Genomic DNA, 15,713 nt, shown 5'->3' with positions numbered 1-15,713 from the left:
GCCCTCTGAAGAGCCGTTCGAGACCAGGACGTTGATAGGCAGGGTGTGTAAGCGTTGCGAGGCGTTGAGCTAACCTGTACTAATGACTCGAGAGGCTTAACCATACAACCCAGATGGGTTTTACGGACTTGAAGAAGTCGGATACTTGATTGAAGTTTGAACTCAGGCTCTGAAGAAGAGCACAGCTTTCCAGATTACCAAATATGTCTGGTGACAATAGCATTGTGGTCCCACCTGATCCCATCCCGAACTCAGAAGTGAAACGCAATCGCGCCGATGGTAGTGTGGGGTCTCCCCATGTGAGAGTAGGTCATCGCCAGACGCCCAATTTTAGTAGTGCGCCAAGGCGTGATACTAAAGGAGCGGTAGTTCAGTTGGTTAGAATACCGGCCTGTCACGCCGGGGGTCGCGGGTTCGAGTCCCGTCCGCTCCGCCAACATTCATGAAGCCCAAGCTTATAAATAGCTTGGGCTTTTTGATTTTTACGCTTTCTACTTCCTCAAATTGCGGTCTGTGACCGTGACCAATCCGTGACCATTCGGTGACCCGCCCCCAGTTTTGGCCGAGTGTCATTTCCTAGCGGCTTGCTTCCTTCAACATCAGAGATTTTCCCGTTTTCCCACTCTGTTGAATTGTCTTCCTGTGCAATGTGAACAAGGCATTTTGAGCGGTTTATTATTTAGTCTAGTTATGCGACACAAGTTGACGCATATGGCTGTATCCTCATTCTGTAACCAGAATAAGGAGCAGGCTATGTGCGGTTTATGTTTGGAGCAGGGCTTTGTCTTTAGCTTCGTTACCGAAGGTTTCGATGCTATTGAGAAGGCAGACACGGAGTTTCCATATTACTGGTACGAGTTTTGTGATGACTGGGATGTCATTGTTGAACGATTCAAGAAACAACCTGACTCTGCTCTGGACAATCGGGTGTTGTGGGCCAGGCTGTTTGTTACTTCTTTTGACGCGCCGCTGAGTGCGAGACAGCTTGCACTATGGCGGCATCTGTCTGAGGAACTTGCAACATCATTACCTGAATACCCCACATTGTCGTTTCATCTTAATGAGGCAAGTCAATTCCCCCAGGGAATAGCGGCCTACCTCAGTCAGGATTTGCCGGATAACCTAGAATTGTTTGCCGAAGCCAATGCGCTGCTTGAGCGGCATCTTTTGCGTGCCAATGCCTGTGTCACCATGCTTAATCGCCGTGAATCAAACAGCGTCTGGGATCTTATTTGCAAAGAATATGACAAAAACCGCGATGTATTTCTTGATGCTTGCTGGGATGAATTTCGTCACCGTTTGTTTGCCTGCTCTTTGCTGCTTACCTGGGCGCCAGAGAGCAGCACTCTCAAACGTTTTGTCGTCGCTTCGCCTCACTATGCGGTGGATTTTCTCGCATTGGAATACCGGCTGCAGCGATGGCTGCTACAGCTTTGCTATCGGGTAAAAGGCGTGGCCTTTTTAGCTGAAAATGCGGCATTGCTGTTGCCGGAGCACCTTTTGTATTTACTGCACACTGCCTCAGCCGATGTCAGAGCAATCCGTGCTGTCAGTCAGGCCTATTTCTCAGCGTTAGACGGTCAAACGGCTTTGCATCCTCCGCACTATGGCGAGAAGGCTGTCAGGGAGGCATTTGAGACGCTTTCACAGTGATCCCGATACAGACCCACACACAGCTTCGCACATTGGCCGCCCCAAACCTTTAGAAGGAAGAGAAAATGCTGTCAAAAACCTCATCACTGTTTGCCAGCGCTTTGGTGGACTACTTATTGTCAAAGCACAAAATCGATCGGCGTGCCGATGCCTATCGCAACCATGAAAATCTGTGGGTACAGGAGTGCGTCGATTTGGCTGAACTCGCCGACTGGCTTAGGGATGAAGACTACAATTCCTGGGTGGATCTTTGGGATGTCACCGCGCTCGGCAGAATCGTATTTGAATGCTGGGACAATCCGCTTGCTCATGGGGCTGACAATGTCGCATGGCTTTGCAACTACCGCAGCGGCGGTGCTTGTATTACTAAAGACTCGCCATTTTATCCACTCTGGAAACGTTTTATCGAAGGAAAACAAAGTCTCCTGAGTTGGCTCTCTGAGGACGCGGGAAGCGAGTTTTCGCCTGCAGAGTTACTGTTTCATGCGGAAGCGCTACTCGATAAACACTGGCGGCGCCAGGAAAAACGTCTGGCCCGATACCGGGGCGATGAGCAGATGCCCCTTGGTTTGCCAGCAATAAGCTTAAGGCAACGCTTAAGTTGCCCAAGAAGGCATCAGGTTCACAACAGCAGAACAAGGCATTTGCCAGAGACTTTTTGCCGCTGATGTTGGCTGCGAGGCTGGTGATGCACTTCTATCCCCAAAGCCCTTTACTCAAAGCATTGGCTTTGCAAAGCCACTATTCCCCCAAAACCAATGAAGAGTACGAACTGTATTTCAGGCGTTTGCTGCTTAAGCATCAGGTGTCTCTCAAAGGCGCGGCCTTTATCAGGCATTACCTTGTGGCTTTCAGTGCTGAGGAGTTTTTATATCTGTGTGATTTTGCAGCGCTTAATGATAGCGAGCTGCAACAGCTTGCGATCCTGTTTAACGCGCTGCACGATGAAGATGGGTATTGGGATGAATATCTTGATAAATCACAATATCTTGAGTACTTTCAGCGCTTGTTTCCAACGGCATTTCAGCACAAGGATGAGGGACGTTATGTCATCAAATAAAGCCGGCGATACAGCGCTCAGATTGCTGTCCCTTTGGCAATTGTTACCCGAAAAGGGTAACGGCGATGATGTTGCCGGCCTGATCGCCAAGCTCAGCGCCGTTGGTTTTGAGGTGAAAACACGTACAGTGCAGCGGGATCTGAACGCGTTGGCGCAGCGGAATTTGGCACTCTCAATACAAGATGGCCGTAAGCTTCTTTGGTATCGCCGTGAGCCTCCAAAGCCGATGACACAGGCGGAAGCCCTGACTCTGATACTGTTTGAGCCCATGCTTGCTGTTATGCCCAATAAGATGAAGCTGGGGCTTTTGGATAAATCCGCCGACGCGAGGGCACTCCTGGCTAAGGCAAAGGTCCCGTACAGCAATAAAATTGCCTGTTACATGGGAGACAACGTATATCAGTCTCCGGAAGTTGACGATTCGCTCCTCTCGGTCATTCAGGAGGCACTGCTCGCCGACCACTGTATTGAAGCCAGTTATCAGGCAACGCAAAAGACAGAAGCTAAAACCTACCAGCTTACGCCTTTAGCGCTGGTGCTGCGTGGCCGGGTGCTTTATCTGGTGGCAAGTGAAGTAAACCAAGAGCGCAGCGAACCAAATAGGGCTATAAGCCGTGAAAGCCGCCGCGTTCCCAGCAAGCCAAAACTCTTTGCGATACACAGATTCAAACAGGTTGAGCACAGTTTTGAGCGTTTCCAGCGCCCAGGCTCTTTTTCGCTAAGTGAATATTTGGATTCCGGCGCCATGCAGTTTTCTGATGGTGGCCGCATTTGCCTCGAAGCCAATATTCAACCGCAGTTGCAATTTTATCTCAACGAAACGCCGCTCAGTGACGATCAAACCCTTACGCCTCTTGATGATGGGCGCTGGCTTCTCACTGCCACCGTATTTGACGGTTGGCAGCTTAAATGGTGGCTTAAGGGGCAGGGGGCCAATATCGAAATCATATCCCCCGAGCCTTTGAGAGAACTTATGATTGCCTCCCTTGAAAAGTCGCTGATGGCCTACAAAAAAAGCACGTCTTAAAAATGTTTGATGGCGGCATTCTTGCGACACAAGTCGACGCAATGCTTTGCACAATAACAGGGTGAGATCACTTATCGTCCTTTGAAATTGTGCGGAGCACTTTATGACTGAATCAACTGTATTGGATATCGAGCCGGTTTTTTTACTCGCTGATAATCTCGGCCCCACTCTGTATACACCTCGGGTTCTGGTAATTGGCGTGGGCGATCTTGGTTGTTACATAGGCGCAAGTCTGGTTAAGCAAAATCATACCGGAGTGGATGGACTTCTGGTCAGTCGGAAACCGAGCCTGCTGAGTACCATCGACTATGCCAACGCCCTGTTGGTGAACCCTGACGGGCTGCAGAATAATGATGAAGCGACATTTAATGAAGATGGACTCAATGATGCAAAAGAACTCATCAAAGAATCGGAATTGGTGTTGTTGGTTGGTGCCCTTGGCGGCAGTTCCGGTACCCCGCTGATTACACTCGCCCAGTGTTGTCATACTATGGGTGTGCCTGTAATAGGTACTGTTGTGCTGCCTTTTACGTTTGAAGGAAAACCCAAAAAGGCCAAGGCAGATCACGCGCTGACATCGCTTAACGAGCTTTGTAATGGCTTGATAGTGCTGCCCAATGACAAGCTTAAATCGGTGCTTTCACCTAATACCTCAGCGTTTGATGGGCTCAATGCAGGTAACCGTTTTATTTGTGAGCTTTTGGGGGAACTTTTGCAGGTGCTGGGGCAAGCGGGGCTGATTAACTTAGATTTTAATGACTTTCTTACCTTTATCCGCGATGCCAATATGCTTGCCCCTATGAGAACTCGTTTCACTGGTGACTCAGTGGACTGCCTCAGCCTGCTCACAAGCCTGTTTCAATCGTCGCTGATTGCCGGGATAAATACCCAAATGGTTACGGGTGTCTTGATTCACTTTTCAGTACCAGAAGACTTTTCATTGGGTTTAATGCACGAATTTTTGGATGCGTTGCACCACGCTTTCCCTAAACTTCAGCAGGTGCTGAGCGGCGTGACTGTCACGAAGACAGATGCCATAAGCGTTCTACTGATAGCTTCATCTGTTCCGGCAGCGTCTTACTGAGCACCACAGTATCTAGATACCCATTTCATTGAGGAATGAATCATGAAGCATCATGTCAAGGTTACCGACACGGCATTAACCCAAATGCTCCTTAACGGCTTCGAAGCCTTTGTTGTTCGCCACAGTAACAATAAGCGCCGCGGTGTGGAATTTTCGGCATCGCTCTATGGCAGTAAAACCAGAGCCGACAATTCGATACATTATGACGTAACCTTCATTTCGGCCGATACCCTTCGGTGATGAAAGGCGGCTCTGTGCTAACAAATCCTGAAGCTGTATTTCTTAAACAGCAACTGTCGTCCGCTATGGGCTATGAGCAACTTGGTGAGATGCATTCTCACCCATACTTGCTGAACGAAATGTCACTTAATGATGTACGAACAGGTGGAATACATTTCAGCCTAGGGGATTTGAATTGCTTCACCGAAAAACTCGATAGTATCCGCGGTGAGCATGATCTTAGCAGTAACACGAAGATCACTATCCTTGAGCTTGTACTGACCATTTGTCAGCTTGAGCGGATGAACTCAAAAGCGGACGGGCGGCTAGATGATAATTTGATCGAGTTCTCCATTGGTAACTGCAAGTGCTTTCTTATGGCGCAGGTATTCAGTTCGGTCGAAGAGGGGGATCTGCAACCAGAGCCGACCTACTTAGCCTGTGAGCACCTCAGCAGCTACAAACATCTTGAAGTCGATTTTGGGCTGTTTGTCATAAAAAATGGTAAAAAGCGTGTTGTTTTTTATAGAAAAAACGCTACTGTTTAGTGCTGAATTTGGCGTTTTAATATCAAAAACTGGCAAGGGAGTGTAGTGATGGAAGCTATCCATTTTGTAGAAAAGTTAGGGAACTATCGTGTTGTGTCTGAGGAGACTGGTGAGTGGGAAAGCGGATATTGGAATGTTACCGTTGACGCTGCGGCTCAGTTGGTCGGTGGGGACATCTTCCTTCATCCCGGGCAATTGAAACCCTCTACCATAGGCGGGAAGATTACTGGCTTCAGAATTGCTACTGAGAAAAACTCTGACCGCATCATTTTCAGATTTCAAAAACTCGACTCCCATGAGGGGGTGGTTACCGAGAAAGAAGGATGGGGTAACGAGCAGAAGCGTGTCCAATCATCTGAGTAAATCTGCCTTGAAATTTGCCAAACCAAGACCGCTAAGTTCCATTTCTTACGAAGCTGCCGATGATCTCAAATTTTGTTTTGTGTGAGTAGGATACACAAAGGTCATGTGGTAAGTTCTCTTACAAATAAGTAAAGGAACTGCTTTGTGATGAAACGTAGACTCTTGCTGACTTGGTTGGGTAAGCATGATCTTGACGCAGAAGCCGAAGGAACGCTTGGTCCTGTCGGCTCCATTCTTGTCGAGTCAGATGCTCCCTATGATGAGGTTAAAATTCTTACCAATAATTGGTTTGATAGGATTTCTGACTATCAGGTTTGGCTGTTAAAAATACTGCGCAGCAACCGCCGTTCAACCAAGGTCATCATCGACAAGGTTAAGATTGATAGCCCTATTGATTACCCCAGCATTTATGCGATTGCAGAAAAAGAGCTAAGTCAGACAAGCCTCGACAGCGATTTGGTAACCTTAAACCTGTCTTCCGGCACCCCGGCTATGGCTGCTGTGTGGGTGCTGCTTGGTAAGGGTATCTACAACACCAAACTCGTTCAAACCTCTGTGCAGAACGGGCTGTCAGACGTTACTTTGCCCGTGAACATCGCCCTTGAAAGCCTTAAACGTCAGGATGAGGTATTAGGAGAACTTGCAAGCTCTGCTCCCGATTTTGATGGTCAATTTGCCCATATTCAGACCGGCTCAGAACCGATGCGCAATGCTGTTGAAATGGCGAAAAAACTCTCCCCCCGCAATTTGCCAGTGATTATTCAGGGCGAGTCAGGTACGGGTAAAGAAGTCTTCGCAGAGGCCATCCATAAGGCGTCTCCACGTACAGATAAGCCCTTCATCGCCGTTAACTGTGGAGCTATCCCTGAAACTCTGATTGATTCACACCTGTTTGGCCATAAAAAGGGTTCTTTCACCGGGGCAATGGAAGACCGAAAAGGGCTCTTTGAAGAGGCGAACGGTGGTACTCTGTTTCTCGATGAGATCGGTGAGCTGCCCCTTGATGCTCAGGCCAAACTGCTGCGCGCCTTGCAACAAAAGCAGATTACTTCTGTAGGTGAGAGCAAGCCAAAAACCGTTGATGTGCGTATCATTGCGGCCACTCACAGAGACTTGCTTGCTATGGTGGACGAGGGCAGTTTTCGAGAGGATTTGTTTTACCGACTGGCTGTGGGCGTGGTGCAATTGCCTCCCTTGCGTGAACGCCATGAAGATATACAAGACTTGCTGGCGGTGCTGATAGCGCGTCTGAACGATGAAGCCAAAGATCAGCCCGGTTATCAAAGTAAAAAAATTTCCAAAGACGCAATAGATTTTATAAAAATCCAGCCATGGCCGGGTAATATCCGGGAGCTATGGAACACCTTGCTGCGAGCCTCTATCTGGTCAGACAGTAATATGCTTACCGCAGAACATCTGCAACGAGCCATGATAAAACGTCGTGAAAGACCTGAGCAGCAGGTGCAATCAATCGATGTATCGGCTGGTATAGATATCAATCAAGTCATTGATAAAACAAAGCGTCACTGTATTCTTGAGGCATTAAAAATTACCGCTGGCCAAAAAAGTAAGGCTGCAAAATTGCTCGGGCTACCAAACCATCAAACGCTGACAAACTGGATGGATAAGCTAGGTATTGATGGTGATTGATGTGCGGCAACCCCTAAGTTGGCACGATATCTGATAAACAGGACGTTATTAAGGGCAAAACGGTATGCAGTCCATGAACTTTGAACACCTCAGGCAACAATGGCCGGCACTGGCCGAACTCGGCGGATTTGCGGAGACGTACGCCCATTCCGACCCGCAAAGTGCCCTGGTCAAGCTGCGCTGTTATGTTGAAAAACTGGTGGGCGTCATTTACAGCGAACTTAAATTGCCTGCGGAAGCCAATGCCACCTTCATGGACAGGTTGAATAACGGCAGTTTTACCGCCGTCGTGCCCAGGGTCATCCTCGACAAACTCCATGCTATCCGCATTCACGGCAATAAGGCCGCCCACGAAGGCAATGTTTCAGCAACCAATGCTGTTTGGCTGGTTCAGGAAGCCTACTATCTGGGCTGCTGGTTGTTTATCGCCCAGGGTGGCGGCAGCCGCGAGCAATGCCCTGAGTTCCAGACACCCGAGCAACCTCAGGCAGCAACTGCCAAGTCGGAGCTGAAGCAAAAAAATAAGGCGCTGCAGGAAAAACTCGCCGCTCAAACTGCCCAGCTTGAGACTGCCTTGAAGGAGCTTGAAGCCGCGCAGCAGGCCGAGCAGGAAGCACAGCGTCAGGCTGCACAGCTTAAAGCGGCCATAGACCAATCCAAATTCCAGGATTTTATACTGGCAAGTACCAAGGCCACCAGCACCCTTGATCTTAACGAAGCCGAGACCCGTCGTCGCCTTATCGACAGCGAACTGCGCCTCTCCGGATGGGAGGTATCGCAAAATGGCAGCAATACCGAGCAGGTCAGTCTGGAGCATGAGGTCACAGGTCAGCCCACTGCCACAGGTATCGGATATTGCGACTATGTGCTGTGGGACGACAATGGTAAACCGCTGGCGGTAGTTGAAGCCAAGCGTGCCCGTGAGAATCCGGAAAAGGGCCGCCAACAGGCCAAGCTCTATGCTGATGCCCTTGAAAAAGCCCATGGGCAAAGACCTGTCATCTTCTACACCAACGGCTACGATATCTGGATTTGGGATGATGTTCTCGACTCAGTGCCACGCAAGCTCTATGGCTACTACAGCAAAGACAGCCTGCAGTACCTCATCAGTCAGCGCAAACAGCGTCAGAACTTGAACACCACCCCGATAGATATCGCTATTGCTGGTCGGGATTATCAAATCGAATCCGTTACCCGTGTCAGCGAGCGTTTCAGTGAGGGGCATCGTAAAGCCCTGATTGTGCAGGCCACAGGTACGGGAAAGACCCGAGTCTCCATCGCACTGACCAAGCGGCTGCTCGATGCCGGATGGGCCAAGCGGGTACTCTTCCTGTGCGATCGTAAAGAGCTGCGCAAACAGGCCAAAAACGCCTACAGCGAATTCATTAAAGAACCGCTATATGTGGTTGGTCGCAGTAAAAAAGAGGATCAACACAATGCCCGTATCTATATCGCCACCTATCCGGGCATGATGGGCATTTATGAGCAGTTCGACGTAGGCTACTTTGACCTTATCATCGCCGATGAGTCCCACCGCTCGGTTTACAACGTCTATGGCGACCTGTTCAAGTACTTCGATGCCCGGCAGGTTGGCCTTACCGCTACCCCGGTCGAAATGATAAGCCGCTCTACCTGCCGTCTGTTTGGTTGTGATTACAAACTGCCCACAGCCAGCTACCCACTGGAGCGCGCAGTGGACGAAGGCAATCTGGTCCCTTTCCGGGTGGTGACCCATACCACTCAGTTTCTGCGTGAAGGAATAAGGGGACATGCCCTCAGCGATGAGCAGATAGCGGAGCTTGAAGATCAGGGTATCGACCCCAATGAGCTTGATTTCAGTGCCTCAGACATAGACAAAGCCGTCTACAACAAAGACACCAACCGCGCTATCCTGCGTAACCTGATGGAAAAAGGCCTGCGGGATCTCGATGGTCAGCTGCCCGGCAAAAGCATTGTCTTTGCCCGCTCCATTCAGCACGCCGAATTGCTGGCAAGCCTGTTTGGCGAAATGTACCCTCAGCATGGCGGTAATTTCTGCCGCGTAATTCACTCTAAGTATGAGCGCGCCGAAGATCTTATCGACGATTTCAAAAAGACCGATGGCTCCAGAGATCAAATCACCATCGCCGTCTCCGTTGATATGCTCGACACCGGCATCGATGTGCCCGAGGTGGTTAACCTGGTGTTTGCCAAGCCGGTCAAATCCAAGGTCAAATTTTGGCAAATGGTGGGGCGCGGTACCCGTCTGTGTGAAGATCTATACGGCCCTGGCAAGCCCAAGAGCCATTTTTTAATTTTCGATCACTGGGGCAACTTCGATTATTTCGAGATGGACCCACCGGAAGACGAAGGCAGGCCCGATAAATCCTTGTGTGAAAAGCTGTTCGAGGCCCGCATCAACCTGGCAGAAACCGCACTTAAAAAGGCCGAGATGGAGGTGTTTAATCACGCGATCACCCTCATCAAGGCCGATATCGATGCGCTCGATGACCGCTGCATCGCGGTGCGCGACAACTGGCAGCTCAAGGCTCGCCTGAGCGACCCCAAACGGCTCAACAGCTTTGCCCCCGAGACCCGCCAACTGCTGCGCGCTGAGCTGGCGCCGCTGATGCAGTGGCGCGACATCAAGGGCGAGTCAGAAGCCATTTGCTGGGATCTGCAGCTTACCGAATTGCAGTACATTCAGCTTACCAAGCCGTCTGAGCTGGCTGTGGCCAAACAGCCGGTGATGAACAAAGTAGGCCGGTTGAAGATGGATCTCAATGCGGTGCGCGCCAAGGCCGATGCCATCAAAGCCATCCAGCAGGACAGCTTCTGGCAACATGTCAGCATAGCGGCATTGGAGCAGCAGCGCCTGGCGCTGCGTGGTATCATCCACCTGCGAGACAAAGACAGCACGCCGCCAACCGAAACCTTGCCGGTGCTGGATATTCGGGAAGATACCGCCGCATACCAGATAAACGACAGGCCGACCCATATTGTCACAGTGGACTATCAGATTTTCCGTCAGGAAGTGGAGCGTACCCTGTCGCCACTGTTTGCCACCGATCCCGTGCTGGCCAAAATCCGCAAGGGGCAACCGGTCAGCGACGCCGAGCTCACCCAGCTTAACGCCCTGGTGCATATTCAGAATCCCAATCTGGATCTGCGCACCCTCAAGGCGTTTTTCCCGGATTCGGGCGCGAGCCTCGACCAGCTGCTGCGAACCCTTATTGGCATGGATGAAAAGGGCGTCGAACAGGCCTTTACTGCGTTTGTGCAGCAGCACCATATCCATTTAAACAGCCGCCAGCTGCGGTTTATTGGTCTGCTGAAAAACCACCTGTGCAAGTTCGGCACTATCAGGGTGGCAGAGCTTTACGACCAGCCCTTTACCGGGGTGCACACCGATGGTCTCGATGGTGTGTTTACCGATCCGGCCCAGGCCGATGCGCTGGTGGCACTGATAAACAGATTCGGCGTGGAGCTGGGCACCCCTATAACGCGGGCCACTTCACCCATGTCAGCCTGAGCCACAGGCTACAACTTTGATAGGATTGGATACTGCGAATGAATGAGTTGCTGTGCCGCAAGTTGCGGCTAACCCATAAGAATGGTCAGGTGCTCTATCCCGTGCGGATGAAAAACAACGACACAGGCAAGCTGGCCTTTCGTCTCTCCAAAAAGGGCAATACCAAGGCCGAAGGCATAGAAGTCTCCGACGAACAGGACATGATCTTAAAAGTCACCACCCAGGGCTATAAGGTGCGTGCCCGCACCGAACAGCCGCCATCTCAGGGCGGAATAGCCGGGCTCTACGCACTGGACCAACGCTCGATTAGCCACTGGCAAAAAATTGAAACCAAAGAGAAAATTGCATGATCACCGGCGAACTGAAAAACAAAATCGATAAACTCTGGGAAGAATTCTGGACCGGCGGCATCGCCAATCCGCTCACCGTGATTGAGCAAATCACCTTCCTGATGTACGCGCGTCTCCTGGATATGAACGAGCGCCGTGACGAAAAGCGCGCCGAGCGTACCGGCCAGCCGTTCAAGCGCCGCTTCGGTGATTTCGATCAGGACATCCGCTGGGAGCAGTTCCGTCATCTGCCCGCCGAGCAGATGTTCAAGCTGGTGAAAGACGACGTCTTCCCCCACTTTAAAGATCTGGCGGGTGAGGGCACCCTGTTTGCCGAGTTTATGAAAGACGCCCAGCTGATGATCCAAAAGCCAAGCCTTTTGGTCAAAGCGGTCAACATGATAAGCGAGCTGCCGCTCGACAGCAGCGACACCAAGGGCGATCTGTACGAGTATCTGCTCAGTAAGCTCACCACCGCCGGCATTAACGGCCAGTTCCGTACCCCGCGCCATATCATCCGCGCCATGGTGGAAATGCTCGACCCAGACGCCAGCCACCGCATCGCCGATCCGGCCTGCGGTACCGCAGGTTTCCTGTCGGTCAGTTACGAATACCTGCTGGAAAAATACAGCTCCCCCGAAGGGGTGATCCGCGAAACCGTCAGCAACGACAAAGGCGAGCCCGTCGAGCAAACCATTTTCCTTGGTGATTTGCTGCACGAGCACCGCAAGCATGTCGACACCGACATGTTCCACGGCTTCGATTTCGATGCCACCATGCTGCGTATCGCCGCCATGAACCTGGTGATGCATGGTGTCGCCGAGCCCGATATCCACTATCAGGACACCTTAAGCCAGCGTTTTGCTGAGCGCTTCCCGAAGGATGCCAGCGAAGGCTTCGACCTTATCCTCGCCAACCCGCCATTCAAGGGCAGCCTCGATGAAGAAGATGTCGACCCCAAACTGCTGCGGGTAGTCAAAACCAAAAAGACCGAACTTTTGTTTGTCGCCCTTATCCTGCGGATGCTCAAACTCGGCGGCCGCAGTGCCACCATAGTTCCCGACGGGGTGCTGTTTGGCTCCAGCAAGGCCCACCAGCAGCTGCGCCAGCATCTCTTGGACGACAACCAGCTCGACGCCGTCATCAGCCTGCCAAGCGGGGTGTTCAAACCCTACGCCGGCGTCTCCACCGCCATCCTGATTTTCACCAAGGGCAGCCCCGGCTGCGGCGGCAGCGATCAGGTCTGGTTCTATGACGTAGCGGCCGATGGCTTCTCACTCGACGACAAACGTCAGCCCATCGAGGCTAACGATCTGCCTGAGCTGGTCAAGGCCTTCAAGGCCCGCGACAAGGCCAGTGCGACCACGGATGCCAATGACCGCAGCAGCAAATCTTTCTGGGTCAGCCGCGACGAAATCGCCGCCAACAAGTACGACTTGTCCCTCAATCGCTATAAAGAGCAAAAGTACCAGGCTGAAGAGTACGATGCCCCCAAAGACATTCTGGCGCGGCTCAAGGCGCTGGAAGCGGAGATCCAGCGGGATCTGCAAGCGCTGGAGGAGATGCTGTGAGTGCTCCGCTCGTAAAATTAGAAAAGCTGACCACGATCCTTTCAGGTTTTGCTTTCAAGTCCGCAAATTTTAGCGAAACCGAAGGGCTGCCTTTAGCGCGTATCCGTGATGTGGTGCGCGGGCGATCTGAAACCTTTTACAAAGGCGACTACTCGGATGATTTCGTTATCAATGATGGCGATATGCTGATCGGGATGGACGGAGACTTTAACCGTGAAAAGTGGCAAGGCGGGAAAGCATTGCTGAATCAGCGGGTGTGCAAAATCACCGCTGATGGGGATCCAATTAGATCAGCAGTATCTGTATCATTTTCTTCCAGATGCTTTGCTCCGAATTCATGCAGAGACGCCTGCCGTTACGGTAAAACATCTTTCCGTGAAGAAAATTCGCGAGATTGAAATCCCCCTCCCGCCGTTGACCGAGCAAAAGCGCATCGCCGCCATCCTCGACAAGGCCGACGCCCTGCGCCGTAAACGCCAGCAAGCCATCGACCTCGCCGACCAGTTCCTGCGCAGCGTTTTCCTCGACATGTTCGGCGATCCCGTCACCAACCCAAAGGGCTTCCCTGTCCGCACTCTCAAAGAGTTCTATTGCGATCAAAAGCAAGGAACAAAGTGTGGCCCATTCGGCAGCGCGTTAAAGAAAGATGAGTATCAGAGTGATGGCGTTCCTGTTTGGAATATGGACAACATCTCTTTATCAGGAGAGTTCAAAGATTCACCATCACTTTGGGTCACACCTGAAAAATATGAGGAGCTGGAATCGTACAGTGTACTGTCCGGAGATGTAATTATATCGCGAGCTGGAACTGTTGGGAAAATGGGGGTTGTTCGAACTCGATACTCGCGGTCGCTGATCAGTACTAACTTAATTCGAGTTCGCTTCGGCCCTAGGTTGATGCCCGAATATTTTGTTGCATTGATGACGTACTGCAAAGGGCGCGTAGGAAGGCTTAAAGTTGGTACTGATGGTTCATTTACACACATGAATACTGGCATCCTCGATTCAATAGAGTTTCCGTATCCACCTTTAGAAGTACAAGAAGGATATCTAAAAGTAAGGGACCAAGTACTTGCTGGGCTAGCTTCTCAAGTAATTGCTAAGAATGAACTGGATGGTTTGTTCGCTTCAATGAGCCAGCAAGCCTTTAGCGGCAAGTTTTGAAGCACCGACTCATCGCCAGCAATACATAACAGCATTCACCAGCCACAGGGACGTGAACATGCCAGACAGCAGCGCCAACTCAGATAACAACCCCAAGTCGGCAGTGCCGCTGCGTTTTCGTCCGCCCAGCTTTGCGGAAGGTGAGTGGCCGTGCGTAGCCGATAAGCTCGGCCGCAGCCGTGAAATTGAAAACCTCACCCCGGTGCTGCTGAATGCCGAGGCACCACTGGTGTTTGCCATCGATGCACCCTGGGGCGGCGGCAAGACCACTTTTATTCAGCTTTGGCAGCAGTTCCTGAAAAAGGAGGGCAAGGTCAGCCTCTACCTCAATGCCTGGGAAAGTGACTTTGCCGACGATCCGCTGCTGCCCATGTTATCTGTGCTGGATGACTGGCTAACTTCACAATCGAGTAAACCCGCGATAAAAGAGGCGTGGGATAAAGCCAAAGCCTGTGCCCCCGGGATTATCAAAGCAACTGCGGTCGCTGCCGCCAAAGCCGCCACCTTTGGCGCATTAGATCTTGATAAGGAATACGAAAAGCTCGCTGCCGATTTGACCGGCGAGGCTGTTGGTAGCTTGCTAGACAGCTTTAACGTGAAACAAAAATCGTTGGCCAAGTTCAAACAGCAGCTGTCGGTGGCGCTGGATGCCTTGCCTGATGATCAGGCTAACCTGATAGTCTTTGTCGATGAACTCGACCGCTGCAAACCCACCTATGCCATCGAAGTGCTGGAGCGTATCAAGCATTTGTTTGATATCGACCGCCTGGTGTTTGTGCTTGCCGTAAACCGCGATCAGCTCAGCAAGAGTATTCAGGGTGTCTATGGCCCAAGTTTCGATGGACTTAGTTACTTGAAACGCTTTATCGACCTCGACTACAGCTTGAGAACTCCAAACAGGAACGCGTATATACGGATGCGGCTGCAGCAGCAGGATTTACAGAATCGCTTTGCCAAACTCCATAATGGCAATAGAAACATCGATACTGTAGAGAGCATGTTGTTTTGGCTGTGCGAGCGTTTCGAGTACACCGTAAGGGACATAGACCAGTTAATCACCAGATTGCGTTTGATAGTCCGTTCAATACCTAGAGATGATTATTTAGATACTGTCGTACTGCTGTGCATGTTGATACTGCGCCAGGAGAAAAGCGCGCTATATCAACGATTTGTGCAGGATGTGATGTGCACCAATGAGGTAATCGAGTTCTTGTTGGGGGGCAACATTAAGACCACTCCCTTTCCCAAATCATTTGGCGTTATATGTGGTTGGCTTATCAAGTCGGGATACGATGAATATAAAAACACCGATTTGGAGCCATTGATCGCACCTTGGGAGCAATTGAGTGGTGAGTTTCCTGATGATGATCCCCGGCAAGCTGAATTGGCCAAGTTGATACGTTTAGCAAGAAGCAATGATACATCGCGGGATTACTCAGATCTGCGCGGAACCGCATTTAACCGGATTGAGCTGGTATGTCAGATAGATATATCCGATTAGAAGCGCGTATTTGCTGAAAATGACTTCGCCGAT

General features: G+C 51.0%; 15 protein-coding genes, 1 tRNA gene and 2 rRNA genes (1 of these 18 cut by a window edge). All 18 read left to right on the top strand.

The window, feature by feature from the left end; genetic code table 11:
• Positions 1 to 104, top strand: a 23S ribosomal RNA gene (locus tag ACMHXI_RS07230) (its annotated part extends 1,264 nt beyond the left edge of the window); the annotation flags it as partial.
• 102 nt (positions 105 to 206) lie between these two features.
• Positions 207 to 322 (top strand): 5S ribosomal RNA (gene rrf, locus ACMHXI_RS07225).
• A gap of 37 nt (positions 323 to 359) precedes the next feature.
• Positions 360 to 436, top strand: a tRNA-Asp gene (locus ACMHXI_RS07220).
• A gap of 275 nt (positions 437 to 711) precedes the next feature.
• The gene (locus ACMHXI_RS07215) at positions 712 to 1,653 is read left to right on the top strand and encodes a hypothetical protein (RefSeq protein WP_413734538.1); all 942 of its coding nucleotides are present in this window, start codon (positions 712 to 714) and stop codon (positions 1,651 to 1,653) included.
• Positions 1,654 to 1,718: 65 nt separating this feature from the next.
• The gene (locus tag ACMHXI_RS07210) at positions 1,719 to 2,321 is read left to right on the top strand and encodes a hypothetical protein (RefSeq protein WP_413734536.1); all 603 of its coding nucleotides are present in this window, start codon (positions 1,719 to 1,721) and stop codon (positions 2,319 to 2,321) included.
• Positions 2,255 to 2,713, top strand: a complete 459-nt coding sequence (locus tag ACMHXI_RS07205; protein WP_413734534.1) for a hypothetical protein — start codon at positions 2,255 to 2,257, stop codon at positions 2,711 to 2,713. The genes ACMHXI_RS07210 and ACMHXI_RS07205 overlap by 67 nt, the downstream gene beginning before the upstream one ends.
• Positions 2,616 to 3,740: a helix-turn-helix transcriptional regulator gene (locus ACMHXI_RS07200; RefSeq protein WP_208184315.1), complete on the top strand. Its 1,125-nt coding sequence runs from the start codon at positions 2,616 to 2,618 to the stop codon at positions 3,738 to 3,740. The genes ACMHXI_RS07205 and ACMHXI_RS07200 overlap by 98 nt, the downstream gene beginning before the upstream one ends.
• A 103-nt stretch (positions 3,741 to 3,843) precedes the next feature.
• Positions 3,844 to 4,824: a hypothetical protein gene (locus ACMHXI_RS07195; protein WP_208184316.1), complete on the top strand. Its 981-nt coding sequence runs from the start codon at positions 3,844 to 3,846 to the stop codon at positions 4,822 to 4,824.
• A gap of 42 nt (positions 4,825 to 4,866) precedes the next feature.
• Positions 4,867 to 5,064 (top strand): hypothetical protein, encoded by a 198-nt coding sequence (locus tag ACMHXI_RS07190; RefSeq protein WP_243891807.1) that lies wholly within the window; start codon positions 4,867 to 4,869, stop codon positions 5,062 to 5,064.
• A 14-nt stretch (positions 5,065 to 5,078) separates the two neighbouring features.
• The gene (locus tag ACMHXI_RS07185; RefSeq protein WP_243891809.1) at positions 5,079 to 5,591 is read left to right on the top strand and encodes a hypothetical protein; all 513 of its coding nucleotides are present in this window, start codon (positions 5,079 to 5,081) and stop codon (positions 5,589 to 5,591) included.
• Between the two features lie 48 nt (positions 5,592 to 5,639).
• The gene (locus tag ACMHXI_RS07180) at positions 5,640 to 5,954 is read left to right on the top strand and encodes a hypothetical protein (RefSeq protein WP_208184317.1); all 315 of its coding nucleotides are present in this window, start codon (positions 5,640 to 5,642) and stop codon (positions 5,952 to 5,954) included.
• A 147-nt stretch (positions 5,955 to 6,101) separates the two neighbouring features.
• Positions 6,102 to 7,604: a sigma-54 interaction domain-containing protein gene (locus tag ACMHXI_RS07175; protein WP_208184318.1), complete on the top strand. Its 1,503-nt coding sequence runs from the start codon at positions 6,102 to 6,104 to the stop codon at positions 7,602 to 7,604.
• 73 nt (positions 7,605 to 7,677) lie between these two features.
• A complete protein-coding gene (locus tag ACMHXI_RS07170) occupies positions 7,678 to 11,115 on the top strand; it encodes a DEAD/DEAH box helicase family protein (RefSeq protein WP_413734531.1) in 3,438 nt (1,145 codons plus the stop codon).
• Positions 11,116 to 11,153: 38 nt separating this feature from the next.
• Positions 11,154 to 11,465 carry a hypothetical protein gene (locus ACMHXI_RS07165; RefSeq protein WP_413734529.1) on the top strand — a complete coding sequence of 104 codons (312 nt, stop codon included), beginning with the start codon at positions 11,154 to 11,156 and terminating at the stop codon, positions 11,463 to 11,465.
• A complete protein-coding gene (locus ACMHXI_RS07160; protein ID WP_413734527.1) occupies positions 11,462 to 13,015 on the top strand; it encodes a type I restriction-modification system subunit M in 1,554 nt (517 codons plus the stop codon). The genes ACMHXI_RS07165 and ACMHXI_RS07160 overlap by 4 nt, the downstream gene beginning before the upstream one ends.
• A complete protein-coding gene (locus ACMHXI_RS07155; RefSeq protein WP_413734525.1) occupies positions 13,012 to 13,413 on the top strand; it encodes a hypothetical protein in 402 nt (133 codons plus the stop codon). Before ACMHXI_RS07160 ends, ACMHXI_RS07155 begins: the two co-directional genes overlap by 4 nt.
• On the top strand, positions 13,340 to 14,179 hold the full coding sequence (locus ACMHXI_RS07150; protein ID WP_413734523.1) for a restriction endonuclease subunit S: 840 nt from the start codon (positions 13,340 to 13,342) through the stop codon (positions 14,177 to 14,179). Before ACMHXI_RS07155 ends, ACMHXI_RS07150 begins: the two co-directional genes overlap by 74 nt.
• A 58-nt stretch (positions 14,180 to 14,237) precedes the next feature.
• Positions 14,238 to 15,680: a P-loop NTPase fold protein gene (locus ACMHXI_RS07145; RefSeq protein ID WP_144168263.1), complete on the top strand. Its 1,443-nt coding sequence runs from the start codon at positions 14,238 to 14,240 to the stop codon at positions 15,678 to 15,680.
• The last annotated feature ends 33 nt before the right edge of the window (positions 15,681 to 15,713 follow it).

Source organism: Shewanella sp. BJSY2023SW005, from assembly GCF_047314585.1.
Classification (GTDB): domain Bacteria; phylum Pseudomonadota; class Gammaproteobacteria; order Enterobacterales; family Shewanellaceae; genus Shewanella; species Shewanella algae.
Note: the sequence above shows the minus strand (reverse complement) of the source record. Positions and strands in the feature narration are given on the sequence as shown.